Origin of the sequence: Kitasatospora brasiliensis (assembly GCF_032654805.1) — a bacterium.
GTDB lineage: Bacteria > Actinomycetota > Actinomycetes > Streptomycetales > Streptomycetaceae > Kitasatospora > Kitasatospora brasiliensis.
This window is the reverse complement of sequence record NZ_JAUOOW010000001.1, coordinates 591280-615625: the sequence shown is the minus strand read 5'-3', so window position 1 is coordinate 615625 and position 24346 is coordinate 591280. Positions and strand designations below refer to the sequence as shown.

Here is a 24346-nt window from a genome sequence, read left to right as displayed (position 1 = left end):
GGTAGCCTGCGGAGGTCCTTCGCTGCGAGTTGCGGCGGTGTGCGGCAAGAGCGGGGAGTCGGGGCTAGTGGTACGGGTACTGGGCGTGGACCCGGGGCTGACCAGGTGCGGGGTCGGCGTGGTCGAGGGCGCGCCGGGCCGGCCGCTGCGGATGGTCGGGGTCGGCGTGGTGCGCACCCCCGCCGATGCCGAGATCGGGCAGCGGCTGCTCCAGGTCGAGCAGGGCCTGGAGGCCTGGCTGGACGAGCACCGGCCCGACCTGGTCGCCGTCGAGCGGGTCTTCGCCCAGCACAACGTGCGCACCGTGATGGGCACCGCCCAGGCCAGCGCCGTCGCGATGCTCTGCGCCACCCGGCGGGGCATACCCGTCACCCTGCACACCCCCAGCGAGGTCAAGGCCGCCGTCACCGGCTCCGGCCGGGCCGACAAGGCGCAGGTCACCGCCATGGTGCAGCGGCTGCTGCGGCTGGACGCGCCGCCCAAGCCCGCGGACGCCGCCGACGCGCTGGCGCTGGCCATCTGCCACATCTGGCGCGGTGGGGCGTCCAACCGGCTGGAGGCCGCCGTCCGGGCCGCCCAGGCCACTTCCCGTACCACTTCCGTGAAAGGCACCGTTCGATGATCGCCTTCGTGCAAGGGCCGGTGGCGGCCATCTCCTCCGGGATCGCGGTGGTCGAGGTCGGCGGGGTGGGCATGGCCGTGCAGTGCACCCCGAACACCCTGGCCGGCCTGCGGCTGGGCGAGCCGGCCCGGCTGGCCACCTCGCTGGTGGTCCGGGAGGACTCGCTGACCCTGTTCGGCTTCGCGGACGACGACGAGCGCACCGTGTTCGAGATCCTCCAGGCCGCGCCGGGCGTCGGCCCCAAGCTGGCGCAGGCGATCCTCGGCGTGCACAGCCCCGACGCGCTGCGCGCCGCGATCGCGGGCGGCGACGAGAAGGCGCTGGTCGCCGTGCCGGGCATCGGCAAGGCGAAGGCGGCCAAGCTGCTGCTGGAGTACAAGGACAAGCTGGGCGCCCCGCACGGCGCCGTCCCCGCGCAGAAGCCGATCGCCGCCGGTCCGGCGCCGTGGAGCGAGCAGCTGCACTCCGCGCTGACCGGCCTCGGCTACGCCGCCCGCGAGGCGGACGAGGCGGTCGCGGCCGTCACTCCGGAGGCCGAGGCGCAGGCCACGCCGGACGTCGGCGCCCTGCTCCGGCTCGCCCTGCGCGGCCTCAACCGCACCCGCTGACCAACTGACGATCTGTCCTTTTGTCGACACCGGAGACTCTGGAGCCCGCGACGATGTACGACTCGGAACCCGCCGACCGGCTGGTCACGGCCGCCGCAGACGGTGAGGACCAGGCGGTGGAGGCGGCGCTGCGCCCCAAGCTGCTGGACGAGTTCATCGGCCAGGAGCGGGTGCGCGAGCAGCTCTCGCTGGTGCTCCAGGCCGCCCGCAAGCGCGGCAGCGCGCCCGACCACGTGCTGCTGAGCGGGCCTCCCGGGCTCGGCAAGACCACCCTCTCCATGATCATCGCCGCCGAGCTGGGCGCCCCGATCCGGATCACCTCCGGCCCGGCCATCCAGCACGCCGGGGACCTCGCGGCGATCCTCTCCTCGCTCACCGAGGGCGAGGTGCTCTTCCTCGACGAGATCCACCGGATGTCCCGGCCGGCCGAGGAAATGCTCTACATGGCGATGGAGGACTACCGGGTCGACGTGATCGTCGGCAAGGGCCCGGGCGCCACCGCCATCCCGCTGGAACTGCCGCCCTTCACCCTGGTCGGCGCCACCACCCGGGCCGGCCTGCTGCCGCCCCCGCTGCGCGACCGCTTCGGCTTCACCGGGCACATGGAGTTCTACGCCCCGGCCGAGCTCCAGCGGGTGGTGCACCGCTCGGCCGCGCTGCTGGACGTGGAGATAGACCCGGCCGGCGCGGCCGAGATCGCCGGGCGCTCGCGCGGCACCCCGCGCATCGCCAACCGGCTGCTGCGCCGGGTCCGCGACTACGCGCAGGTCCGGCACGACGGTCAGGTCACCGCCGGCATCGCCGCCCAGGCACTGGACGTCTACGAGGTGGACGCCCGCGGGCTGGACCGGCTGGACCGCGCGGTGCTGGACGCGCTGCTGCGGCTGTTCGGCGGCGGCCCGGTCGGTTTGTCGACACTCGCGGTCGCCGTGGGGGAGGAGGCCGAGACGGTCGAGGAGGTCGCCGAGCCCTTCCTGGTCCGCGAGGGCCTGCTCGCGCGCACGCCGCGCGGCCGGATCGCCACCGCCGCCGCTTGGCAGCACCTCGGTCTGACCCCACCGGTCCAGACCACTCGCGGAAGCGTTCCCGCCCAGTCGGAGCTGTTCCCCGCCGACGAAAGTTGACCACCATCGGCTGAACGGGTGACTCGGGCCGGTCGGCTCCCGCCCGTTGCTCCCCTGGTGGCACACGGAAGGGGCCGGAGCGACATCCCGGGAAACAGTGCAGGCAGAGGGTCGCCACTTTCGGCGGCAGGATGCGATGCTTGGCGTTGTCCGATCGATTCTGGGTCGCCTAGACTCCGCCGGACCGCCCCTCTCACCTGACGGGCCGACCAATACCACACAGGCCGCCGGCCGGCGGCCCGTAAAGGACCCTGGCTGCAGTGAACCTCATCATCCTTCTCCTCCCGATCATCGCGATCGTGCTCATGTTCCGGTCGCAGAAGAAGCGCCAGCAGCAGCAGCAGCAGATGCAGACGTCGCTGGAGCCCGGGGCGGGCGTGCGCACCATCGGTGGCCTGTACGCCCAGGTGAAGGCGGTCAACGAGGAGACCGTCGAGCTGGAGATCGCGCCGGGCGTGGTCACCCACTTCACCAAGAGCGCCATCGCGGCCGTCCTGGACTTCCAGGAGTACGACGCGATCATCAACGGTCGCCCCGCGGATGACGAGCTGCCCGAGCCGGAGGCCGAGGACGCCGACGCCGAGCCGGTCGCGGACAAGCCGCTGACGCTCACCAAGGACAGCGCCGAGAAGGGCGATGCCGAGGGCGGGGCTCCCGCGAGCAAGTAGTACGGACGGGCAACCCGCCCGGCCGCGCGGCGCAGTGTGCCGCGAGCCCACAGGACCTCAGGGCCGCAGAACCGCCGTACCCCCGTCCAGTCAACGCACCGGCCGGGGGTACGGCCGGGAAGTGGCATGGACAGGGAGAAACGAGCAAGGTGGCAACACCCAAGTCGCGCCCGCGCGACGGCTACCCAGGGCGGGCACTGGCCCTCATCCTGGTCGTCACCGTCGGACTGGTCGCCCTCATGTTCGGGACGGGCACCACCAAGCCCCGGCTCGGTATCGATCTCGCCGGTGGCACCAGCATCACGCTGACCGCGAAGTCGACCGATCCCAAGGCGCTCAACAAGTCCAACATGGACATCGCCGTCTCGATCATCGAGCGCCGGGTCAACGGTATGGGTGTCTCCGAGGCGGAGGTCCAGACCCAGGGCTCGGACACGATCATCGTGAACATCCCCAAGGGCGGCGACCGGCAGAACGCGGCGGACCAGGTGGGTACCACCGCCAAGCTGTTCTTCCGTCCGGTCCTGGCCGTGGCCCCCAGCGGCGTCACCGCCCCGGCGCCCACCGGCACCCCCTCCGCGGGCGCCACCGGGACCCCGGGCGCGACCCCGTCCGCCGGCGCCACCCCGTCGGCCGCCACCCCCTCCGCGGCCGCGAGCGCCACCAAGCAGGGCCGTGCCGCGAGCGAGGCGCTGGCCGCCGAGGGCGCCACCCCGACCGCCGCCGCCTCCGGCGCCGCTCCCTCCGCCACCGGCAGCGCGGCCCCGGCCGCCACCGGCGCCCCGAGCGCCGCGGCCACCCAGCCGAGCGCCGCGGACATCAGCGCCGCGATGACCCAGGGCACCGTGCCTCCGGAGCTGGCCGCCGCGTTCGCCGCCCTGGACTGCTCCAAGCCCGAGGCCCGCGCCGCCCAGACCGGCCCCGAGGACAAGGCCGTCGTCGCCTGCTCCCAGAAGGCCGAGAACGGCTACTACGAGAAGCTGGCCCTCGGCCCGGTGGCCGTGAAGGGCGCCGACGTCTCCAAGGCCCAGGCCACCATCGACACCCAGACCGGCGCCGGCTGGCAGGTCCAGCTCCAGTTCAACGGCACCGGCACCGACGCCTTCGCCAAGGTCACCGGCCAGCTGGCCGCCCAGGCCCCGCCGACCAACCAGTTCGCCATCGTGCTGGACAACCAGGTCGTCTCCCACCCGCAGGTCAACGGACCGATCCCGGGCGGCAGCGCGGTCATCACCGGCCGCTTCTCGCAGGCCGAGGCGCAGGACCTGGCCAACGTGCTGAGCTACGGCGCCCTGCCGCTGGAGTTCGCCAAGAGCGACATCACCACCGTCTCCCCGGCGCTCGGCAGCGACCAGCTCAAGGCCGGCCTCGTCGCCGGCGCGATCGGCATGATCCTGGTGGTCGCCTACTCGCTGATCTACTACCGCGGCCTCGGCCTGGTCTCGATCGCCGGTCTGCTCGTCTCGGCGGCCCTGACCTACTCGATCATGGCCCTGCTCGGCAACGCGATCGGCTTCGCGCTGAACCTGCCGGCGGTCTGCGGTGCGATCGTCGCGATCGGTATCACCGCGGACTCCTTCATCGTGTACTTCGAGCGCATCCGCGACGAGGTCCGCGAGGGCGCCCCGCTGCGCCCGGCGGTCCAGCGGGCCTGGCCGCGCGCCCGGCGCACCATCCTGGTCTCGGACTTCGTGTCCTTCCTCTGTGCCGCCGTGCTCTACGTGGTCTCGGTCGGCAAGGTCCAGGGCTTCGCGTTCACCCTGGGTCTGACCACGGCGCTCGACGTCGTGGTGATCTTCCTCTTCACCAAGCCGCTGATCACGCTCCTGGCCCGCCGGAAGTTCTTCCTGAACGGCCACCCGTGGTCCGGCCTGGACCCGAAGCGGCTGGGCGCCCGCCCGCCGCTGCGCAGCAGCCGTCGCCGTAGCCCCTCCTCTGCCGCCGTGAAGGAGGCCTGACACCGTGTCACGCTTCTCCAACCTGGGCCACCGGCTCTACCAGGGCGAAGTCAGCTTCGACTTCGTCGGCCGCCGCAAGCTCTGGTACTCCATCTCCGGCGTGATCGTGCTGGTCGCGGCGATCGGCCTGGCCATGGGCCTGCACCTGGGCATCGAGTTCAAGGGCGGCTCGGTCTACACCGTGGCCAAGCCCGGCCTGACGGTCTCCCAGGCGCAGGAAACCGCCGACGGGGTCGTCTCCTCGCACCCGCTGGTGCAGTCGACCGACAACGGCAAGATCCGTATCCAGGTCAGCACCGAGGAGCCGAAGAGCTCCGACGAGATCCGCACCGAGCTCTCCGAGAAGCTCGGCGTTCCCCTGGACACCGTCGAGGCCCAGGTGATCGGCCCCAGCTGGGGCAAGCAGATCTCCCAGAAGGCCCTCACCGGTCTGATCGTCTTCATGGTCCTGGTGACGGTCTACCTGGCGATCGCCTTCGAGTGGCGGATGGCGGTGTCCGCCCTGGTCGCCCTCATCCACGACCTCCTGATCACCATCGGCGTGTACGCCCTGGTGGGCTTCGAGGTCACCCCGGGTACGGTGATCGGCTTCCTGACCATCCTCGGGTACTCGCTCTACGACACGGTCGTCGTCTTCGACACCGTGAAGGAGAACACCAAGGGGCTCACCAAGCAGAACAAGCGCACCTACAGCGAGGCCGCGAACGCGGGCCTCAACCAGACCCTGGTGCGCTCGCTCAACACCACCGTGGTGGCGCTCCTTCCGGTCGCCGCGCTGCTGTTCATCGGCGGTGGCCTGCTGGGCGCCGGCACCCTGAACGACATCTCGCTCGCGCTGTTCATCGGCCTCGCGGCCGGTGCCTACTCCTCGATCTGCGTCGCCACCCCGCTGCTGGCGCAGCTCAAGGAGGAGCAGCCGGAGATGAAGGCGCTGCGCAAGCGGGTCCTCCAGCACCGGGCCGCGGCCGCCGCCAAGGGCGAGTCCGAGGACCTGGGCGACGAGGAGCTGTCGGGCGAGGAGCAGCCTGCGGGTATGGTCGGGCAGCGTGGCCGCTCGACCGGCACCGCCAAGGGCCGTCCGTCCACCAAGCGCTGACCCCGAACCCGAGGAATCCTCTGTGACCACCGCCGACACCGCACTGGCCGAGCTGCTGAACAGCCGGATCCGGGACGTCCAGGACTACCCGAAGCCGGGTGTGCTGTTCAAGGACATCGCGCCGCTGCTCGCCGACGCCGAGGCCTTCGGCGCCCTCACCCGGGCGCTGGCGGACCGGGCGCACGCGCTCGGTGCGACCAAGGTGGTCGGCCTGGAGGCGCGCGGCTTCGTGCTGGCGGCTCCGGCGGCCGTCGCGGCCGGGCTCGGCTTCGTGCCGATCCGCAAGCAGGGCAAGCTGCCCGGTGACGTGTTCCGGCGCAGCTACGAGCTGGAGTACGGCTCGGCGACGCTGGAGGTGCAGTGCGACGCCTTCGCGCCCGGTGAGCGGGTGCTGGTGGTGGACGACGTGCTGGCCACCGGTGGCACCATCGGCGCCTCGCTGGACCTGGTCAAGGAGGCCGGCGCCGAGCTGGTGGGCGTCGTGGTGCTGATGGAGCTGGGCTTCCTGGACGGCCGCGAGCGGCTGGCCGGGCACCTCGGCGATGCTCCGCTGGAGACGCTGGTCACCGTCTGACCAATCGGTCGGGAGGGCGGCGGTCGGAACATCCGACCGCCGCTCTTCCGTTTCCTGGCCCGGCCGGATGAACACCCGGGCGCCCGGCTCGGTACCATGAAGATTCATCCCCTCCCGGTTGTGTCCGACCGTTCGGGCCACGGCAGGGGTCGGCCCGGTGCCCCGAGGAGTAGTCCTTGCCCGACGAGGTTGTGCCCACGGCCGCAGCGGCCGCCCCCGAAAACCGTCCCACGCCCTCGGGGGCCACCCCGGCACGCCCGGCGCCGACCTCCTCGCGTTCTCTCGGCCCCTCCGGCCGCGGCTCCACCGGCGGCATGCGGGCCCGGCTGGCCCGCCTCGGCGGCCAGCGCTCCAGCGTGCTCAACCCCGTCCTGGAGCCGCTGTTCCGCTCGATCCGGGCCAATGACCCGAAGGCCGACCCGGCGCTGCTGCGGGACATAGAGCGGGCCTACGCGGTGGCCGAGAAGTGGCACCGCGGGCAGAAGCGCAAGAGCGGCGACCCGTACATCACCCACCCGCTGGCCGTCGCGACGATCCTCGCCGAGCTCGGCATGGACGCCCCGACCCTGATGGCCGGGCTGCTGCACGACACCGTCGAGGACACCGACTACGGCCTGGAGACCTTGCGCAAGGACTTCGGCGACTCGGTGGCCCTGCTGGTGGACGGCGTCACCAAGCTGGACCGGGTCAAGTTCGGCGAGGCCGCGCAGGCCGAGACCGTCCGCAAGATGGTCGTCGCGATGGCCAAGGACCCTCGGGTCCTGGTGATCAAGCTGGCCGACCGCCTGCACAACATGCGCACCATGCGCTACCTCAAGCGGGAGAAGCAGGAGAAGAAGGCCCGCGAGACGCTGGAGATCTACGCCCCGCTGGCGCACCGGCTGGGCATGAACACCATCAAGTGGGAGCTGGAGGACCTCGCCTTCGCGATCCTCTACCCCAAGATGTACGACGAGATCGTCCGGCTGGTCGCCGAGCGCGCCCCCAAGCGGGACGAGTACCTGGCGACCGTCATCGACCAGGTCCAGGCGGACCTGCGCGGCGCCCGGATCACCGCCTCCGTCACCGGCCGGCCGAAGCACTACTACTCGGTCTACCAGAAGATGATCGTCCGGGGCCGGGACTTCGCCGAGATCTACGACCTGGTGGGCATCCGGGTCCTGGTCGACACCGTCCGCGACTGCTACGCGGCGCTGGGCACCATCCACGCGCGGTGGAACCCGGTGCCGGGGCGGTTCAAGGACTACATCGCGATGCCCAAGTTCAACATGTACCAGTCGCTGCACACCACGGTGATCGGTCCCGGCGGCAAGCCCGTCGAACTCCAGATCCGCACCTTCGACATGCACCGGCGGGCCGAGTACGGCATCGCCGCGCACTGGAAGTACAAGCAGCGCGCGGTGGCCGGCGCCTCCAAGGTCCGCACCGACACCCCGACCCAGGTCCGCAAGGACGACAAGGCCGGCGCCGTCAACGAGATGGCCTGGCTGCGGCAGCTGCTGGACTGGCAGAAGGAGACGGCCGACCCGGGCGAGTTCCTGGAGTCGCTGCGTTTCGACCTGGCCAGCAACGAGGTCTTCGTCTTCACGCCCAAGGGCGACGTGATAGCCCTGCCGGCCGGGGCCACCCCGGTCGACTTCGCCTTCGCGGTGCACACCGAGGTCGGCTACCGGACGATAGGCGCCCGGGTCAACGGGCGGCTGGTGCCGCTGGAGTCGACCCTGGAGAACGGCGACACCGTCGAGGTGTTCACCTCCAAGGCGGAGAACGCCGGCCCGTCCCGGGACTGGCTGGGCTTCGTCAAGTCGCCGCGTGCCCGCAACAAGATCCGCGCCTGGTTCTCCAAGGAGCGCCGCGAGGAGGCGATCGAGCACGGCAAGGAGGCGATCGTCCGGGCGATGCGCAAGCAGGGCCTGCCGATCCAGCGGATCCTGACCGGCGACTCGCTGGTCACCCTGGCCCACGAGATGCGCTACCCCGACATCTCCTCGCTGTACGCCGCGATCGGCGAGGGCCACGTCGCCGCGCCGAACATCGTGCAGAAGCTGGTCCAGGCGCTCGGCGGCGAGGAGGGCGCGACCGAGGACCTGGCGGAGACCGCCACCCCGACCCACGACAACCGCCGTACGGTGCGCCGCCGGGCCAAGGGCGACCCGGGCGTGATCGTCAAGGGCGTCGAGGACGTCTGGGTCAAGCTCTCCCGCTGCTGCACCCCGGTGCCGGGCGACCCGATCGTCGGCTTCGTGACCCGCGGCAACGGCGTCTCGGTGCACCGCGCCGACTGCGTCAACGTGGAGGCGCTGAGCCAGCAGCCGGAGCGCATGATCGACGTCGAGTGGGCGGCCACCCAGTCCTCGGTCTTCCTGGTGGCCATCCAGGTCGAGGCGCTGGACCGCTCCCGGCTGCTCTCGGACGTCACCAGGGTGCTCTCCGACCAGCACGTCAACATCCTGTCGGCGGCGGTGCAGACCTCCCGGGACCGGGTGGCGATGAGCCGCTTCACCTTCGAGATGGGCGACCCGAAGCACCTGGGCCACGTGCTCAAGGCGGTGCGCGGCGTCGAGGGCGTGTACGACGTCTACCGCGTCACCTCGGCCCGCAACAAGTAGCGGCGGTCCCCCGCCCGAGGCGGGTACGGAGAAGGCCCCCGGGAACGCTCCCGGGGGCCTTCGTCGTCCAGCGGGTCAGGCGATCAGCCGCTGAACTCCTCCTGGCTCTTGTGCGCCTGCTCCAGCAGCGTCCGCACGCCGGCCAGCTCGGACTCCAGCTTGGCGGTCCTGGAGGCGTTGCCGGCCGCGCGGGCCTTGTCCAGGTCGGCCTGGATCTTGTCGGCCTTGGCCTGGAACAGCCCGACCATGCCGGCCGCGCGGGCCTTGGCCTCCGGGTTGGAGCGCTTCCACTCGCTGTCCTCGGCCTCGCGGATGGCCCGCTCGACCGTGTTCAGCCGGCCGTCCAGCTTCGGACGGGCGTCGCGCGGCACGTGCCCGATCGCCTCCCAGCGCTCGTTGATCTCGCGCAGCGCGGCCTTGGCGGCCTTCAGGTCGGTGATCGGCAGGATCGCCTCGGCCTCGTCGGCCAGCGCCTCCTTGAGCTTCTGGTTCTCGACCTGCTCGGCGTCCCGCTCGCTGAACACCGCGGAGCGGGCCTGGAAGAAGACGTCCTGGGCGCCGCGGAAGCGTGCCCACAGCTCGTCCTCGATGTCCCGCTGGGCCCGGCCGGCGGCCTTCCAACGCGCCATCAGGTCGCGGTAGGCGGCCGCGGTGCTGCCCCACTCGGTGGACGAGGACAGCGCCTCGGCCTCGGTGACCAGCGCCTCCTTGGTCTGCCGGGCGCGGTCGCGCTCGGCGTCCAGGGTGGCGAAGTGCGCCTTGCGGTGCTTGGAGAAGACCGAGCGGGCGTGCGAGAAGCGGTGCCAGAGCTCGTCGTCGCTCTTGCGGTCCAGCCGCGGCAGGCCCTTCCAGGTGTCCACCAGGGCGCGCAGCCGGTCGCCGGCCTCCCGCCACTGGGTGGACTCGGCGAGCTGCTCGGCTTCGGAGACCAGGGCCTCCTTGGCCGAACGGGCGTCGTCCTGGGCCTTGGCGCGGGCGGCCTTGCGCTCCTCGCGCCGGCTCTCGATCTCGCCGGCGAGGGTGTCCAGCCGCTTGGCCAGTGCCGCCAGGTCGCCGACCGCGTGACCCTCGACGACCTGGGCACGCAGGTGCTCCAGCGCGGCCTGGGCGTCCTTGGCGGCCAGGTCGGTGGTGCGCACCCGCTTCTCCAGCAGGCCGATCTCCACCTCGATGCCCTGGTACTTGCGCTCGAAGTAGGCGAGGGCCTCCTCGGGCGAGCCGGCCTGCCAGGAACCGACGACGTTCTCGCCGTCGGCCGTCCTGACGTAGACCGTGCCCTGCTCGTCCACACGGCCCCACGGGTCGCTGCTCATAGCGCGTCCTCCACATGACGTCGCGCCCGCGCCGGGGCGGCGCGCGTCCGTCGTCCACAGTTGATGTGCGACGGACCGAAAGAGTCCGCCGTCCCCGTCCGCCGTGCCTTGCTGCCGAGGGTGACGGCTAGGCGGGTCCGGGCACCCTATACAACGCCAACATAGGCGACCAGGACCGGTGCTGTCCGCATCCGGGCCGGGCGATTTCGGGCCGGGGCCGTGCGGGGGCGGCGCGCACGCCGCCCGCCGACGGCCCCGGGGTTGGTCAACCCTTCGCCACCGTAACGGAGTTGAAGGTGACGTCGGCCATCGGGTGGCCGTCCGGGGCGCCCTCCAGGGTGCCTCCGGCGGCGATCTTCTGGACCACGTCCAGACCGCCGGTGATCTTGCCGAAGGGGGTGTAGTTCGGCGACAGCTTGGTGTCCTTGTAGACCAGGAAGAACTGGCTGCCGTTGGTGCCCGGGCCGGAGTTGGCCATCGCCACGGTGCCGGCCGGGTAGGTCGCGCCGGTCAGGTTCTCGTCCGTGAACTTGTAGCCGGGGCCGCCGGTGCCGCCGGGCACGGTCGCGCTGGCGGTCGGGTCGCCGCACTGGAGCACGAAGATGCCGTCCGTGGTGAGGCGGTGGCACTTGGTGTGGTCGAAGAACTGCTCGCCGGCCAGGAAGTTGAAGGAGTTCACGGTGTGCGGGGCCTTGGCGGCGTCCAGCGCGACCGTCACCTTGCCGCAGTTGGTGTCCAGCGTCATGGTGTACCCGCCGCTCGGGTCGATCGTCATCGGCGGCTCGGTCTGCCACGTCTTGCCGTTCGGCGCGCCCGGCGCCGGGGCGGCGCAGCCCTCGACCGGCTTGCGGGTCGGGGTGGTCGGCTCGCCGGCCTGGGTGGGCGCCGGCTGGGCCGCGGCCGTCGTGTCGCTCTTCTTGTCGTCGGAGCCGAACGCGCCGGTGGCGATCAGGGTGCCACCGCCGGCCAGCACCACGACGGCGAGCGAGGCGCCCAGGATCGTGTTGCGGCGCTTGCGCGCGGTCGCGGCTGCGACCCGGCGCTCCATCTGGCGCTCGTACTTCTCTCGGGCGAGCTGCCGCCGCCGCTGTTCGCTGCTGACCACCGGCCGTGTCTCCTACGGGATGTGCGGGAAAAGTGGATGGATTCCGGAGCGGATCATCGCATCCCTCGGCGGCCAAGTGTAGGGACCGGGCCCGTAAGAACGTGGTGAACCTGTCACCCGGCGTCGCCCCGCCGCCCCCATCTGGTTCGCAACCGGACCCGCGGCGCCGGTAGGCTGCCGTTACACCACTTGACTTTCCGACCTCGTCGCCACCGACCGCACCCCGAAGGACACGCGTGTTCATCGCCGGATTCCCCGCTGGAGCCTGGGGCACCAACTGCTACCTGGTCGCTCCGGCGGCGGGCGAGGAGTGCGTCATCGTCGACCCCGGGCACCAGGCGGCCCGAGGCGTCGAGGAGATGGTCCGCGAGCACCGGCTGAAGCCCGTCGCCGTGCTGCTCACCCACGGCCACATCGACCACGTGGCCTCGGTGGTCCCGGTCTGCGGCGCCCGCGGCGTCCCGGCCTGGATCCACCCCGAGGACCGGTACATGATGTCCGACCCGGAGAAGGCGCTCGGCCGCTCCCTGGGCACCCAGCTGATGGGCGAGATCACCGTCGGCGAGCCCGACGACGTGCGCGAGCTCACCGACGGCGGCGTGCTGCAGCTGGCCGGCCTGGAACTCACCGTGGACCACGCCCCGGGCCATACCAGGGGGTCGGTGACCTTCCGGACGCCCGGTGCCGAGGACCTCCCCCCGGTGCTGTTCTCGGGCGACCTGCTGTTCGCCGGCTCCATCGGGCGTACCGACCTCCCGGGCGGAGACAGCGGAGCGATCATGAACTCGCTGGCCCGGGTGTGCCTGCCCCTCGACGACTCCACCGTGGTCCTCTCCGGCCACGGCGGTCAGACCACCATCGGCCGCGAGCGCGCCACCAACCCCTACCTCCGACAGGCAGCGGGGGCGGCCGGCGCCCCGGCTTTCCCGCGACGAGGAATGTGACGGAAGAGAAGTTGAGCACCTTCACCGCCCCCAAGGGCACCTACGACCTGCTGCCCCCCAGCTCCGCGACCTTCCTGGCGATCCGCGAGGCCATCGCCGCGCCCGCCCGCCGGGCCGGTTACGGCTACATCGAGACCCCGGTCTTCGAGGACGTGAAGCTGTTCTCCCGCGGCGTCGGCGAATCCACCGACATCGTCACCAAGGAGATGTACAACCTCACCACCAAGGGCGGCGACGAGCTCGCGCTGCGCCCCGAAGGCACCGCCTCGGTGCTGCGCGCCGCGCTCCAGGCCAACCTGCACAAGCAGGGCAACCTGCCGGTCAAGCTCTGGTACTCCGGCTCGTACTACCGCTACGAGCGCGCCCAGAAGGGCCGCTACCGCCAGTTCTCCCAGGTCGGCGCCGAGGCGATCGGCGCGGAGGACCCGGCGCTGGACGCCGAGCTGATCATCCTGGCCGACGACGCCTTCCGCTCGATGGGCCTGAGCGACTACTCGCTGCTGCTCAACAGCCTCGGCGACAAGCAGTGCCGCCCGGTCTACCGCGCCGCGCTGATCGAGTTCCTCGCCGGGCTGGACCTGGACGAGGAGACCCGCCGCCGCGCCGAGATCAACCCGCTGCGCGTCCTCGACGACAAGCGCGAGTCGGTGCAGGCCCAGCTGGTCGGCGCCCCGATGCTGCGCGACTACCTGTGCGAGGCCTGCAAGGCGTACGACGAGAAGGTCCGCGAGCTGCTCACCGCGGCGGGCGTGGCCTTCGTGGACGACCCCAAGCTGGTGCGCGGCCTGGACTACTACACCCGCACCACCTTCGAGTTCGTGCACAACGGCCTCGGCGCGCAGTCCGCGATCGGCGGCGGCGGCCGCTACGACGGCCTGTCCGAGATGATCGGCGGCCCCGCGCTGCCGTCCGTCGGCTGGGCGCTCGGCGTCGACCGCACCTTCCTGGCGCTGGAGGCCGAGGGCGTCACCCTCGACCTGCCGGCCGCCACCGCCGTGTACGCCGTCGCGCTCGGCGAAGAGGCCAAGAACCTCCTGTTCGCCAAGGTCGTCGAGCTGCGCCGGGCCGGCGTGGCCACCGACCTCGCCTTCGGCGTCAAGAGCATCAAGAACGCCATGAAGTCCGCCGACCGGTCCGGCGCCCGCTTCGCCCTGATCGCCGGGGACCGGGACCTCGCCGAGGGCGTCGTCCAGCTCAAGGACATGAGCACCGGCGAGCAGACCCCCGTCGCCCTCGACGCACTCGTCACCACCCTGAAGGAGAAGCAGCTGTGATCCGCACGCACGACGCGGGCACGCTCCGCCCGGAGCACGCAGGCACCACCGTCACCCTGGCCGGCTGGGTCGCCCGCCGCCGCGACCACGGCGGCGTGGCCTTCATCGACCTGCGCGACGCCTCCGGCACCGTGCAGATCGTCGTCCGCGACCTCGACTCCGTGCACGGCCTGCGCGCCGAGTACTGCGTCAAGGTCGTCGGCGACGTCCGGGTCCGCCCCGAGGGCAACGAGAACCCGGACATCCCCACCGGCGCCGTCGAGGTCGTGGTCAGCGCCATCGAGGTGCTCTCCGAGGCCGCCCCGCTGCCCTTCCCGGTCGCCGAGTACGAGCCGGGCACGGTCAACGAGGAGGTCCGGCTGCGCTACCGCTACCTGGACCTGCGCCGCGAGGGCCCGGCCAAGGGCCTGCGCCTGCGCTCCAAGGTCAACAACATCATCCGCCGGGTGATGGAGGAGAACGACTACCTCGACATCGAGACGCCGTACCTCACCCGCTCCACCCCCGAGGGCGCCCGCGACTTCCTCGTCCCGGTCCGCCTCCAGCCCGGTCACTGGTACGCCCTGCCGCAGTCGCCCCAGCTGTTCAAGCAGCTGCTGATGGTGGCCGGAATGGAGCGCTACTACCAGATCGCCCGCTGCTTCCGCGACGAGGACTTCCGCGCCGACCGCCAGCCGGAGTTCACCCAGCTGGACATCGAGGCCTCGTTCGTCGACCAGGAGGACATCCTGGCCCTCGGCGAGAAGATCATCGGCGCCATCTGGCGCGAGGTGCACGGCTACGAGGTCCCCAACCCGCTGCCGCGGATGACCTACGCCGACGCCATGGGCCGCTACGGCTCGGACAAGCCGGACGTCCGCTTCGGCCAGGAGCTCACCGACCTGACCGAGTACTTCAAGGGCACCGAGTTCCGCGTCTTCCAGGCCCCGTACGTCGGTGCCGTGGTCATGCCCGGCGGCGCCTCGCAGCCGCGCAAGCAGCTGGACGCCTGGCAGGACTGGGCCAAGGCGCGCGGCGCCAAGGGCCTGGCGTACGTCCTCATCGACGCCGAGACCGGCGAGCTGCGCGGCCCGGTCGCCAAGAACCTCTCCGAGGAGCACCTGGCCGGCCTCGCCGCCGCCGCCGGCGCCAAGAACGGCGACGCGGTCTTCTTCGCGGCCGGCAAGGAGCGCGCCTCCCAGGAGCTGCTCGGCGCCGCCCGTCTGGAGATCGGCCGTCGCTGCGGCCTGATCGACGAGTCCAAGTGGGCCTTCCTCTGGGTCGTCGACTTCCCGATGTTCGAGCCGATCGAGGACGAGAAGGGCCAGTTCCAGGGCTGGCACGCGGTGCACCACCCGTTCACCGCCCCGACTGCCGAGTCGCTGGACACCTTCGACACCGACCCGGGCTCGGCGCTGTCCAACGCGTACGACCTGGTCCTCAACGGCTCGGAGCTGGGCGGCGGTTCGATCCGTATCCACCAGCGCGAGGTGCAGAAGCGGGCGTTCGACGCGATCGGCCTCTCCGAGGAGGAGGCGGCCTCGCAGTTCGGCTTCCTGCTGGACGCCTTCAACTACGGCCCGCCGCCGCACGGCGGTGTCGCCTTCGGCCTGGACCGCATCGTCACGCTGCTGGGCGGGTACGACACCATCCGCGACGTCATCGCCTTCCCGAAGACGTCCACCGGCGGCGACCCGCTGACCGGCGCACCGACCCCGATCACCCCGGCGCAGCGCCGCGAGGCCGGCGTGGACGCCCAGCCCAAGGTTCGCGAGGACGCCAAGTCGGAGGCTCAGCCCAAGGCCTGACGCCACGTCATCCGCTAACCTGCAACGGCCCCGGACGGCTCACCAGCCGTCCGGGGCCGGTCCACAACGGTGTGTGACACAGGGAGGGTTGACCCATGCAGGTCACAACGAGAGTCGAATGTCCGGATGACGCCCCGGCGACCAGGCGCGTCCACATGGCCGCGTTCCCCGGCCCGGACGAGGCGGACCTGGTGGACGCGCTGCGCCGCGATCCGTCCTGGCTGCCCGACCTGTCCGTGGTGGCGGTCGACGAGACCGGGCTGGTCATCGGACACGCGCTGCTGACCCGGCTGAAGGTCGGCGACGGCCGGGGCCTGGCGCTCGCGCCGGTCGCGGTGGCGCCCGAGTGGCAGCGCAGGGGTGTCGGCGAGCTGGTCGTCCGGGCCGCGCTGGCGGCGGCCGAGAAGGCGGGCGAGAAGCTCGTGGTCGTCCTCGGCGATCCGGAGTACTACGCGCGGTTCGGCTTCAAGCCGGCCGGGCGGCACGAGGTCACCGGCCCGTTCGAAGTGCCCGAGGCCTACTTCCAGGCGCTGCCCCTGACGGCGTACGACGGCGCCCCGCGCGGGCTCTGCCGCTACCCCGAACCCTTCGTCGCCGTCTAGTCCCTTCCGTCCGCCCTGCCGGGCCGGCCCGGTCGCCACGGCCCCGCCGGCCTGCGGATCCGTCCGTCAGCGCCTACGGTGAGTGCGCATCAGCATTCAGCCGGATGGAGGACCCGAGAGTGACCGAGCAGCAGCGGACCGAGCACCCGGAGAAGCTGGCCAGGAAGCCGTACGAGCGGGAACTGCTGCGGCTCCAGGAGGAGCTGGTCAAGCTCCAGGAGTGGGTGAAGGTCGAGGGCGCCAAGCTGGTGGTGGTCTTCGAGGGACGCGACGCCGCGGGCAAGGGCGGGGCGATCAAGCGGGTGACGGAGTACCTGAACCCGCGCATCGCCCGGGTCGCGGCGCTGCCCACGCCGACCGAGCGGCAGAAGACCCAGTGGTACTTCCAGCGGTACGTCGAGCACCTGCCGGCCGCGGGGGAGATCGTCCTGTTCGACCGCAGCTGGTACAACCGCGCCGGCGTCGAGCGGGTGATGGGCTTCTGCTCCGACGAGGAGTACTGGCAGTTCCTGCATCAGTGCCCGACCTTCGAGCGGATGCTGAGCGAGTCCGGCATCCTGCTGCGCAAGTACTGGTTCTCGGTGAGCGACACCGAGCAGGAGCGGCGCTTCCGGGAGCGGCTGGAGGACCCGATGAAGCGCTGGAAGCTCTCCCCGATGGACGTCGAGTCGATCACCCGCTGGGAGGACTACTCGCGGGCCAAGGACGAGATGTTCATCCACACCGACACCCCGGACTCGCCCTGGCACGTGGTGGAGAGCGACGACAAGCGCCGGGCCCGGATCAACATGATCGCCCACCTGCTGTCCACCGTGCCGTACCACGAGACCAAGGCGCCGCGGATCGAGCTGCCGCCCCGCCCCGCGTCGCGCGGCTACCGGCGGCCCCCGCGCGACCTCCAGAAGTACGTCCCGGACCATGCGGCCGAGCTGGAGTAGCGGCATGGCCGCACGGCCTGTCGGGGCCCTCGCATAGGCTTCCGGTGTGGACGAACCGGACCTCTTCACCGCCGCAGCCGAGGAACGCCAGAGCAGGGAGCCCGGCCGGGCGCCGCTGGCCGTACGGATGCGCCCGCGCACCCTGGACGAGGTCGCCGGGCAGCGGCAGCTGCTGAAGCCCGGCTCGCCGCTGCGCCGGCTGGTGGCCGGCTCGCGGGGCCCGGCGGCGACCAGCTCGGTGATCCTCTGGGGGCCGCCCGGCACCGGCAAGACCACCCTGGCGCACGTGATCAGCCAGGCGGTCGAGGGCCGCTTCGTGGAGCTGTCCGCGATCACCGCCGGGGTCAAGGAGGTCCGGGCGGTGATCGACGGGGCCCGGCGGGCGGTCGGGATGTCCGGCCGGGAGACGGTGCTCTTCCTGGACGAGATCCACCGCTTCTCCAAGGCCCAGCAGGACTCGCTGCTGCCGGCCGTCGAGAACCGCTGGGTCACCCTGATCGCGGCGACCACCGAGAACCCGTACTTCTCGGTGATCTCCCCGCTGCTGTCCCGCTCGCTGCTGCTCACCCTGGAGTCGCTGACCGACGAGGACATCCGGGCGCTGCTGCGCCGCGCGGTGGCCGACGAGCGCGGTCTGGAGGGCGCGCTGGAGCTGACGGCCGAGGCCGAGGACCACCTGGTGCGGCTGGCCGGCGGGGACGCCCGACGGGCGCTCACCACGCTGGAGGCCGCCGCCGGGGCGGCGCTGGAGAAGGGCGAGGCGGCCATCACGCTGGCCACCACCGAGACGGCGGTCAACCAGGCGGCGGTGCGCTACGACAAGGACGGCGACCAGCACTACGACGTGGCGAGCGCGCTGATCAAGTCGATCCGCGGCAGCGACGTGGACGCCACCCTGCACTACCTGGCCCGGATGATCGAGGCAGGGGAGGACCCTCGGTTCATCGCCCGCCGGCTGATGATCTCGGCCAGCGAGGACGTCGGCCTGGCGGACCCGACCGCCCTCCAGACGGCGGTGGCGGCGGCCCAGGCGGTGGCCCTGATCGGCTTCCCGGAGGCCCGGATCATCCTCTCCCAGGCGGCCATCGCGCTGGCCCTGGCGCCCAAGTCCAACGCCGCCTACCTGGCGATCGACGCGGCGCTGGCCGACGTCCGGCAGGGGCTGGCGGGCGCCGTCCCGTCCCACCTGCGGGACGCCCACTACGGCGGCGCGGGCAAGCTCGGCCACGGCAAGGGCTACAGGTACCCGCACGACCTGCCGGAGGGCATCGCCGCCCAGCAGTACGCGCCGGACACGGTGCACGGCAAGGAGTACTACCAGCCGACCAGGCGCGGCGGCGAGGCCCGGTACGCGGACGTGGTCGAGTGGACGCGCGGGCGGCTGCGGGGGGAGCGCCGGGTGGAGAAGAAGGCGGAGAAGAAGGCCGAGCCCAAGGCCGAGAAGAAGGCCGAGCCGAAGGCCGGGGAAACGGGCGAGTGATCGACCGGTATACTTCGTCGGAGTGCCATGTCCCGGGACGGCGGCGGGGGAGACCCCACCGACCGGCCGCACCAGCGGGACATCGGCGGTAGGCCTCCCTCGGGAGGCCCGCACCAGGAGCGTCGCGCACCGTTTTCGGTGTCGCGGGCGGCCCAGGCGACTGGGCAGGCCCGTGTGACCAGCACGTCCGTGCCCGGCTCCGGAGAGCGGCTGATCCCATCGCGCAGGCGGCGGGGTTTTCTCCGGGTCGCGACATGCGACCTCCGTCAACACCTGGTGAAGCCGTATTCGTAAGCAAGGAAGGTTTGGTTCATGGCGAACCAGAAGCGTCCCAAGGTCAAGATCGCGCGTGCCCTTGGCGTGCCGCTGACCCCGAAGTCCGTCAAGTACTTCGAGGCCCGCCCGTACCCGCCCGGCCAGCACGGCCGTGGCCGCAAGCAGAACTCGGACTACAAGGTCCGTCTGCTGGAGAAGCAGCGTCTTCGCGCCCAGTACGACCTGAGCGAGAAGCAGCTGTCGCGCGCCTTCGACCGCGCGAAGAAGGCCGAGGGCAAGACCGGTGAGGCGCTCGTCGCCGAGCTGGAGACCCGTCTGGACTCGCTGGTGCTGCGTTCGGGCATCGCCCGCACCATCTACCAGGCCCGCCAGATGGTCGTCCACGGCCACATCGAGGTCAACGGTGGCAAGGTCAACAAGCCGTCGTTCCAGATGAAGCCGGGCTTCGTGGTGACCGTCCGCGAGCGCTCCAAGGAGAAGGTCCCCTTCCAGGTCGCCCGTGAGGGTGGCTACGCGGGTGAGGGCCAGACCCCGAAGTACCTCGAGGTCAACCTGAAGGCCCTGGCCTTCCGCCTGGACCGTGCGCCGCAGCGCAAGGAGGTCCCGGTGATCTGTGACGAGCAGCTGGTCGTCGAGTACTACTCGCGCTGACCCGGCTTCGCTCTTCGCGAACCACCAGCGAGCCCCCGTCGCCTTCCGAGGCGACGGGGGCTCGTCCCGTTCCGTGACGGCCGCGGTCAGTTGCCCTCGCCGGTCATCGCGGCGGCCAGCCGCAGGTGCGGACGGGCCTCCTCGGCGCGGCCCTGGCGCTCCAGGGTGCGGCCGAGCATCAGCCGGGCGTAGTCCTCGGCCGGGTCGATCTCCAGGATCCGCAGCAGCTCGGCCTCGGCGCGGCGGAGCTGGGCGGAGTGGAAGTAGCTGCGGGCCAGCAGCATCCGGACGGAGAGGTTGGCCGGCTCCTCGGCGAGCACGCCTTCGAGCATGCGGGCCGCGTCGGTGTACGCCTTGGAGTCGAAGTAGAACGTCGCCATGCGGTACTCGTCGGCGGTGTTGTTGAGGGCCATGGTGTTCCTTCCGGGTAGATCCTTGCCCCCTCAAGCAATCGGCAAGTTTCATCTATTCCGGCCCAGCGAGGGCCCCACCGCGCACGGTGCCGGGCGGCGGCCCGGTGGCCGGTCCGGAAACCGGGCGGCGGCGCGATAGGGTTCCCCTGAAGAACTGCAAGGCGAGGGAGCGCGCAAAGGTGTCCGTGGGAGAGCTGGCCGGAGTGCTCGTCGCCGTGTTCTGGGCGGTCCTGGTCACCCTGCTCGCCGTCGTGCTGGTCCGCCTCTCCCGGGTGCTGCGGGAAGCCGCCGTCCTGGTCTCCGCCGTCACCGAACAGGCCGTACCGCTGCTGACCGACGCCGGCGCCGCCGTGCGCAGCGCCAACGAGCAGCTGGAGCGGGTGGACGAGATCACCGCCAACGTGCAGGACGCCGCCGCCAACGCCAAGGCGCTCTCCTCCACCGCGGCCGCCACCCTGGGCGGACCGCTGATGAAGGTCGCGGCCTTCAGCTACGGCGTGCGCAAGGCCGTCGCCCGGCAGCAGGGCAACCTGCCGCCGGTGCCGGAGCAGGCCGGCGAGCGCGAGGAGCTGGCCCGGCTGATCCGGGCCGAGGTGCGCGCCGCGACGGCGCCCAGGAACGGCCTGCTCTCCCGGGTCCGGCGCGCGGTGAGGGGCTGACGGCATGGGACGCGTGTTCTGGATGGCGGTCGGCGCCGGCGCCACCGTCTGGGCCATGAAGAAGGCCAACGAGGCCGCCCAGCGGCTCACCCCGGACAGCCTCTCCGGCACCGCCGCTCGCGGCGCGTTGCAGCTCGGCGACCTGGCCAAGCAGTTCGCCCAGGACGTGCGGGCCGGAATGGCCGAGCGCGAGGAGCAGTTGAAGGACGATCTGGGGCTGCGCGGCACCGCCGTGGTGGAGCCCCGCGGTGACCGCCGTGTGCTGCGCGGCGAGCCGCAGTACCGAGCTATCTCGGCGGCGCCCGCTCGCCCGGCCGCCGCCCTGCCTCCGTCCCGCAGCTCTCGCACCATCCCCCAGACCACTGAAGAAACGCCCCGCCGTGCCCTGCCGCCGCGGGGCGGCACCCCGAACCGGAAGGACCACTAATGGAGTCGGCTGAGATCCGCCGCCGCTGGCTGCGCTTCTTCGAGGAGCGCGGCCACACCGTCGTTCCGTCGGCGTCCCTGGTCGCCGACGACCCCACCCTGCTGCTCGTCAACGCCGGCATGGTGCCGTTCAAGCCCTACTTCCTGGGCGAGGTCAAGCCGCAGTTCTCGCGCGCCACCAGCGTCCAGAAGTGCGTGCGCACCCTGGACATCGAGGAGGTCGGGAAGACCACCCGGCACGGCTCCTTCTTCCAGATGTGCGGCAACTTCTCCTTCGGCGACTACTTCAAGGAAGGAGCCATCAAGTTCGCCTGGGAGCTGCTCACCACTCCCGTCGCGGAGGGTGGCTACGGCCTGGAGAAGGAGAAGCTCTGGATCACCGTCTACAAGGACGACGACGAGGCCGAGCTGATCTGGCGTGACGTGATCGGCGTGCCCTCCGAGCGCATCCAGCGCCTGGGCATGAAGGACAACTTCTGGTCGATGGGCGTCCCCGGCCCGTGCGGCCCGTGCTCGGAGATCAACTACGACCGCGGCCCCGCCTACGGCGAGGAGGGCGGCCCGGCCGTCAACGGCGAGCGCTACCTGGAGATCTGGAACCTGGTCTTCATGCAGTACGAGCGCGGCCACGGCGACGGCAAGGACGGCTTCGAGATCCTCGGCGACCTGCCGAGCAAGAACATCGACACCGGCCTCGGCCTGGAGCGCCTCGCCGCCATCCTCCAGGACGTCGACAACCTCTTCGAGATCGACACCAGCCGGATGATCCTCGACCGCGCCGCCGAGCTGACCGGCCACCAGTACGGCGCCGAACACAAGTCGGACGTCTCGCTGCGCGTGGTCACCGACCACATCCGCACCGCGCTGATGCTGGTCGGCGACGGCGTCACCCCGGGCAACGAGGGCCGCGGCTACGTGCTGCGCCGCATCCTGCGCCGCGCCATCCGCAACATGCGGCTGCTGGGCGCCACCGAGCCGGTGGCCAAGGAGCTCATCGACGTCGCGATCAAGGCGATGGCCCCGCAGTACCCCGAGCTGGAGAGCGACCGCAAGCGCATCGAGACGGTCGTCATCGGCGAGGAGGCGGCCTTCCTCCAGACCCTGAAGGCCGGCACCAACCTGCTGGACGTCGCGGTCACCGAGACCAAGCAGTCGGGCGGCGCGGTGCTCTCCGGCGAGCAGGCGTTCAAGCTGCACGACACCTACGGCTTCCCGATCGACCTGACCCTGGAGATGGCCGAGGAGCAGGGCCTCCAGGTCGACGAGGCCGGCTTCCGCCGCCTGATGCAGGAGCAGCGGGACCGCGCCAAGGCGGACGCCAAGGCGAAGAAGATGGGCCACGCCGACGTCGCCGCGTACCGCGAGGTCGCCGACAAGTCCGGCGCCAGCGTCTTCACCGGCTACTCCCTCACCGAGGGCGAGGCCACCGTGGTCGGCCTGCTGGTGGACGGCGTTCCGTCGCCGGCCGCCTCCGAGGGCGACGAGGTCGAGATCATCCTCGACCGCACCCCGTTCTACGCCGAGGGCGGCGGCCAGCTCGCCGACCAGGGCCGGATCCGGCTGGAGTCCGGCGCGGTGGTGGAGATCCGCGACGTGCAGCAGCCCGTCCCGGGCGTCATCGTGCACTCCGGCGGGGTGCTGTTCGGCGAGGTCGTGCTGGGCTCCTCGGCGTACGCCACGATCGACACCGAGCGCCGCCGGGCGATCGCCCGCGCCCACTCGGCCACCCACCTGACCCACCAGGCGCTGCGCGACGCGCTCGGCCCGACGGCCGCCCAGGCCGGTTCCGAGAACGCCCCCGGCCGTTTCCGCTTCGACTTCGGTTCGCCCGCCGCCGTTCCGGGCAGCGTGCTGGTCGATGTCGAGCAGAAGATCAACGACGTGCTGACCCGCGAGCTGGAGGTCACCGCCGAGGTCATGACGATGGACCAGGCCCGCAAGGCCGGCGCCATCGCGATGTTCGGCGAGAAGTACGGCGACGAGGTCCGGGTCGTCACCATCGGCGACTTCTCCAAGGAGCTGTGCGGTGGCACCCACGTCGGCAACACCGCCCAGCTGGGTCTGGTGAAGCTGCTCGGCGAGTCCTCGATCGGCTCCGGCGTGCGCCGGGTCGAGGCGCTGGTCGGCTCCGACGCGTACCGCTTCCTGGCCCGTGAGCACACCGTGGTCTCCCAGCTCACCGAGCTGGTCAAGGGCCGCCCGGAGGAGCTGCCGGAGAAGATCTCGGGCATGCTCGCCAAGCTCAAGGACGCCGAGAAGGAGATCGAGCGCTTCCGCGCCGAGAAGGTGCTGGCCGCCGCGGCGGGCCTGGCCGACTCGGCCGAGAACGTGCACGGCATCGCCGTGGTCGCCGCGCAGGTCGCCGACGGCGTGGGCGCGGACGAGCTGCGCAAGCTGGTCCTGGACGTGCGCGGCCGGCTCGGCTCGCGCCCGGCCGTGGTCGCCGCCTTCACCGTGGCGAACGACCGCCCGCTGACCGTGATCGCCACCAACGAGGACGCCCGCGGCCGCGGCATCAAGGCCGGCGAGCTGGTCCGCACCGCGGCCAAGACCCTCGGCGGCGGCGGTGGCGGCAAGGACGACGTCGCCCAGGGCGGCGGCTCCAACCCGGCCGCGGTCGGCGAGGCCATCGCCGCGGTGCGCGGCCTGGTCGCGGAGCGCGCCAGCTGATGGAGTTCGAGGAGAGGCCCTTCCGACGTGGGCGGCGGATCGCCGTCGATGTCGGGGACGCCCGGATCGGGGTCGCGTCCTGCGACCCCGACGGGGTGCTCGCCACGCCCGTGGAGACCGTCCCGGCCGGGGTGAAGTCGCAGGCCAGGATCGCCGCCATCGTCGACGAGTACGACGCGATGGAGGTGATCGTCGGGCTGCCCCGCTCGCTCAGCGGCAAGGAGGGCCCGGCGGCGGAGAAGGTCCGGGCGTACGCGGCGCGGCTGGCCAACCGGCTGTACCCGGTTCCGGTGCGGCTGGTGGACGAGCGGATGTCGACCGTCACCGCGACCCACGGGCTGCGCGCCTCGGGGGTCAAGGCGAAGAAGGGCCGCTCGGTGGTCGACCAGGCCGCCGCGGTGGTGATTCTCCAGACCGCCCTTGAGTCCGAACGGGTGAGCGGACGCCCGCCTGGTGAGAGCGTCGAGGCGGCCGGCTGACCGGTCTGGTTTACCGTCCCGTTGAGGGGTCCGTGCGGACGCGTTCGCACGGACCCCTCTTTCGTTCGTT

At 71.7% G+C, this 24346-nt stretch carries 22 protein-coding genes; 19 read left to right on the top strand and 3 right to left on the bottom strand.

Annotated features, from left to right (window positions below; translation table 11 throughout):
- The first annotated feature begins 67 nt into the window (after nucleotides 1–67).
- From ruvC to QWJ13_RS02720, 8 genes are all read left to right on the top strand, one after another.
- Complete coding sequence (gene ruvC, locus QWJ13_RS02755) at nucleotides 68–622, top strand: crossover junction endodeoxyribonuclease RuvC (RefSeq protein WP_316520237.1); 555 nt, start codon at nucleotides 68–70, stop codon at nucleotides 620–622.
- A complete protein-coding gene (gene ruvA, locus QWJ13_RS02750; RefSeq protein WP_316520236.1) occupies nucleotides 619–1230 on the top strand; it encodes a Holliday junction branch migration protein RuvA in 612 nt (203 codons plus the stop codon). The genes ruvC and ruvA overlap by 4 nt, the downstream gene beginning before the upstream one ends.
- A gap of 53 nt (nucleotides 1231–1283) precedes the next feature.
- The gene (ruvB, locus tag QWJ13_RS02745) at nucleotides 1284–2354 is read left to right on the top strand and encodes a Holliday junction branch migration DNA helicase RuvB (protein ID WP_316520235.1); all 1071 of its coding nucleotides are present in this window, start codon (nucleotides 1284–1286) and stop codon (nucleotides 2352–2354) included.
- A 260-nt stretch (nucleotides 2355–2614) separates the two neighbouring features.
- Entirely contained in the window at nucleotides 2615–3022 is a 408-nt protein-coding gene (yajC, locus tag QWJ13_RS02740; protein WP_316520234.1) for a preprotein translocase subunit YajC, read from the top strand.
- A 149-nt stretch (nucleotides 3023–3171) separates the two neighbouring features.
- The gene (gene secD, locus QWJ13_RS02735) at nucleotides 3172–4980 is read left to right on the top strand and encodes a protein translocase subunit SecD (RefSeq protein ID WP_432277413.1); all 1809 of its coding nucleotides are present in this window, start codon (nucleotides 3172–3174) and stop codon (nucleotides 4978–4980) included.
- Between the two features lie 4 nt (nucleotides 4981–4984).
- Nucleotides 4985–6076 (top strand): protein translocase subunit SecF, encoded by a 1092-nt coding sequence (gene secF / locus QWJ13_RS02730; protein WP_316520233.1) that lies wholly within the window; start codon nucleotides 4985–4987, stop codon nucleotides 6074–6076.
- A 22-nt stretch (nucleotides 6077–6098) separates the two neighbouring features.
- Nucleotides 6099–6650, top strand: coding sequence for an adenine phosphoribosyltransferase (locus QWJ13_RS02725; protein ID WP_316520232.1), 552 nt, complete (start codon nucleotides 6099–6101; stop codon nucleotides 6648–6650).
- A 191-nt stretch (nucleotides 6651–6841) separates the two neighbouring features.
- Complete coding sequence (locus tag QWJ13_RS02720) at nucleotides 6842–9259, top strand: RelA/SpoT family protein (RefSeq protein ID WP_432277443.1); 2418 nt, start codon at nucleotides 6842–6844, stop codon at nucleotides 9257–9259.
- An 83-nt stretch (nucleotides 9260–9342) separates the two neighbouring features.
- Here the strand turns inward: QWJ13_RS02720 and QWJ13_RS02715 are convergent, their stop codons facing one another.
- A complete protein-coding gene (locus QWJ13_RS02715; protein ID WP_316520231.1) occupies nucleotides 9343–10572 on the bottom strand; it encodes a DUF349 domain-containing protein in 1230 nt (409 codons plus the stop codon).
- Nucleotides 10573–10837: 265 nt separating this feature from the next.
- On the bottom strand, nucleotides 10838–11677 hold the full coding sequence (locus tag QWJ13_RS02710; protein ID WP_316520230.1) for a peptidylprolyl isomerase: 840 nt from the start codon (nucleotides 11675–11677) through the stop codon (nucleotides 10838–10840).
- Between the two features lie 236 nt (nucleotides 11678–11913).
- Between QWJ13_RS02710 and QWJ13_RS02705 the strand changes: the two genes are divergently transcribed.
- From QWJ13_RS02705 to rpsD, 7 genes are all read left to right on the top strand, one after another.
- Complete coding sequence (locus QWJ13_RS02705) at nucleotides 11914–12621, top strand: MBL fold metallo-hydrolase (protein ID WP_316520229.1); 708 nt, start codon at nucleotides 11914–11916, stop codon at nucleotides 12619–12621.
- Nucleotides 12622–12632: 11 nt separating this feature from the next.
- Nucleotides 12633–13895, top strand: a complete 1263-nt coding sequence (gene hisS / locus QWJ13_RS02700) for a histidine--tRNA ligase (RefSeq protein WP_316520228.1) — start codon at nucleotides 12633–12635, stop codon at nucleotides 13893–13895.
- Nucleotides 13892–15682 carry an aspartate--tRNA ligase gene (gene aspS, locus QWJ13_RS02695; RefSeq protein ID WP_316520227.1) on the top strand — a complete coding sequence of 597 codons (1791 nt, stop codon included), beginning with the start codon at nucleotides 13892–13894 and terminating at the stop codon, nucleotides 15680–15682. Before hisS ends, aspS begins: the two co-directional genes overlap by 4 nt.
- A gap of 155 nt (nucleotides 15683–15837) precedes the next feature.
- Entirely contained in the window at nucleotides 15838–16284 is a 447-nt protein-coding gene (locus QWJ13_RS02690; protein WP_316520226.1) for a GNAT family N-acetyltransferase, read from the top strand.
- A 104-nt stretch (nucleotides 16285–16388) separates the two neighbouring features.
- Nucleotides 16389–17222 (top strand): polyphosphate kinase 2, encoded by an 834-nt coding sequence (gene ppk2, locus QWJ13_RS02685; RefSeq protein WP_316520225.1) that lies wholly within the window; start codon nucleotides 16389–16391, stop codon nucleotides 17220–17222.
- 46 nt (nucleotides 17223–17268) lie between these two features.
- Nucleotides 17269–18702, top strand: coding sequence for a replication-associated recombination protein A (locus QWJ13_RS02680; protein WP_316520224.1), 1434 nt, complete (start codon nucleotides 17269–17271; stop codon nucleotides 18700–18702).
- Nucleotides 18703–19014: 312 nt separating this feature from the next.
- Entirely contained in the window at nucleotides 19015–19629 is a 615-nt protein-coding gene (gene rpsD, locus QWJ13_RS02675; protein ID WP_196952100.1) for a 30S ribosomal protein S4, read from the top strand.
- A gap of 86 nt (nucleotides 19630–19715) precedes the next feature.
- Here the strand turns inward: rpsD and QWJ13_RS02670 are convergent, their stop codons facing one another.
- A complete protein-coding gene (locus QWJ13_RS02670; protein WP_316520223.1) occupies nucleotides 19716–20042 on the bottom strand; it encodes a tetratricopeptide repeat protein in 327 nt (108 codons plus the stop codon).
- 179 nt (nucleotides 20043–20221) lie between these two features.
- Between QWJ13_RS02670 and QWJ13_RS02665 the strand changes: the two genes are divergently transcribed.
- The 4 genes from QWJ13_RS02665 to ruvX are packed head-to-tail and all read left to right on the top strand — an operon-like array spanning nucleotide 20222 to nucleotide 24276.
- The gene (locus QWJ13_RS02665) at nucleotides 20222–20701 is read left to right on the top strand and encodes a DUF948 domain-containing protein (RefSeq protein WP_316520222.1); all 480 of its coding nucleotides are present in this window, start codon (nucleotides 20222–20224) and stop codon (nucleotides 20699–20701) included.
- A 4-nt stretch (nucleotides 20702–20705) separates the two neighbouring features.
- The gene (locus QWJ13_RS02660) at nucleotides 20706–21128 is read left to right on the top strand and encodes a DUF6167 family protein (protein WP_316520221.1); all 423 of its coding nucleotides are present in this window, start codon (nucleotides 20706–20708) and stop codon (nucleotides 21126–21128) included.
- Nucleotides 21128–23797, top strand: a complete 2670-nt coding sequence (gene alaS, locus QWJ13_RS02655) for an alanine--tRNA ligase (protein WP_316520220.1) — start codon at nucleotides 21128–21130, stop codon at nucleotides 23795–23797. Before QWJ13_RS02660 ends, alaS begins: the two co-directional genes overlap by 1 nt.
- Nucleotides 23797–24276 (top strand): Holliday junction resolvase RuvX, encoded by a 480-nt coding sequence (gene ruvX, locus QWJ13_RS02650; protein ID WP_316520219.1) that lies wholly within the window; start codon nucleotides 23797–23799, stop codon nucleotides 24274–24276. The genes alaS and ruvX overlap by 1 nt, the downstream gene beginning before the upstream one ends.
- The last annotated feature ends 70 nt before the right edge of the window (nucleotides 24277–24346 follow it).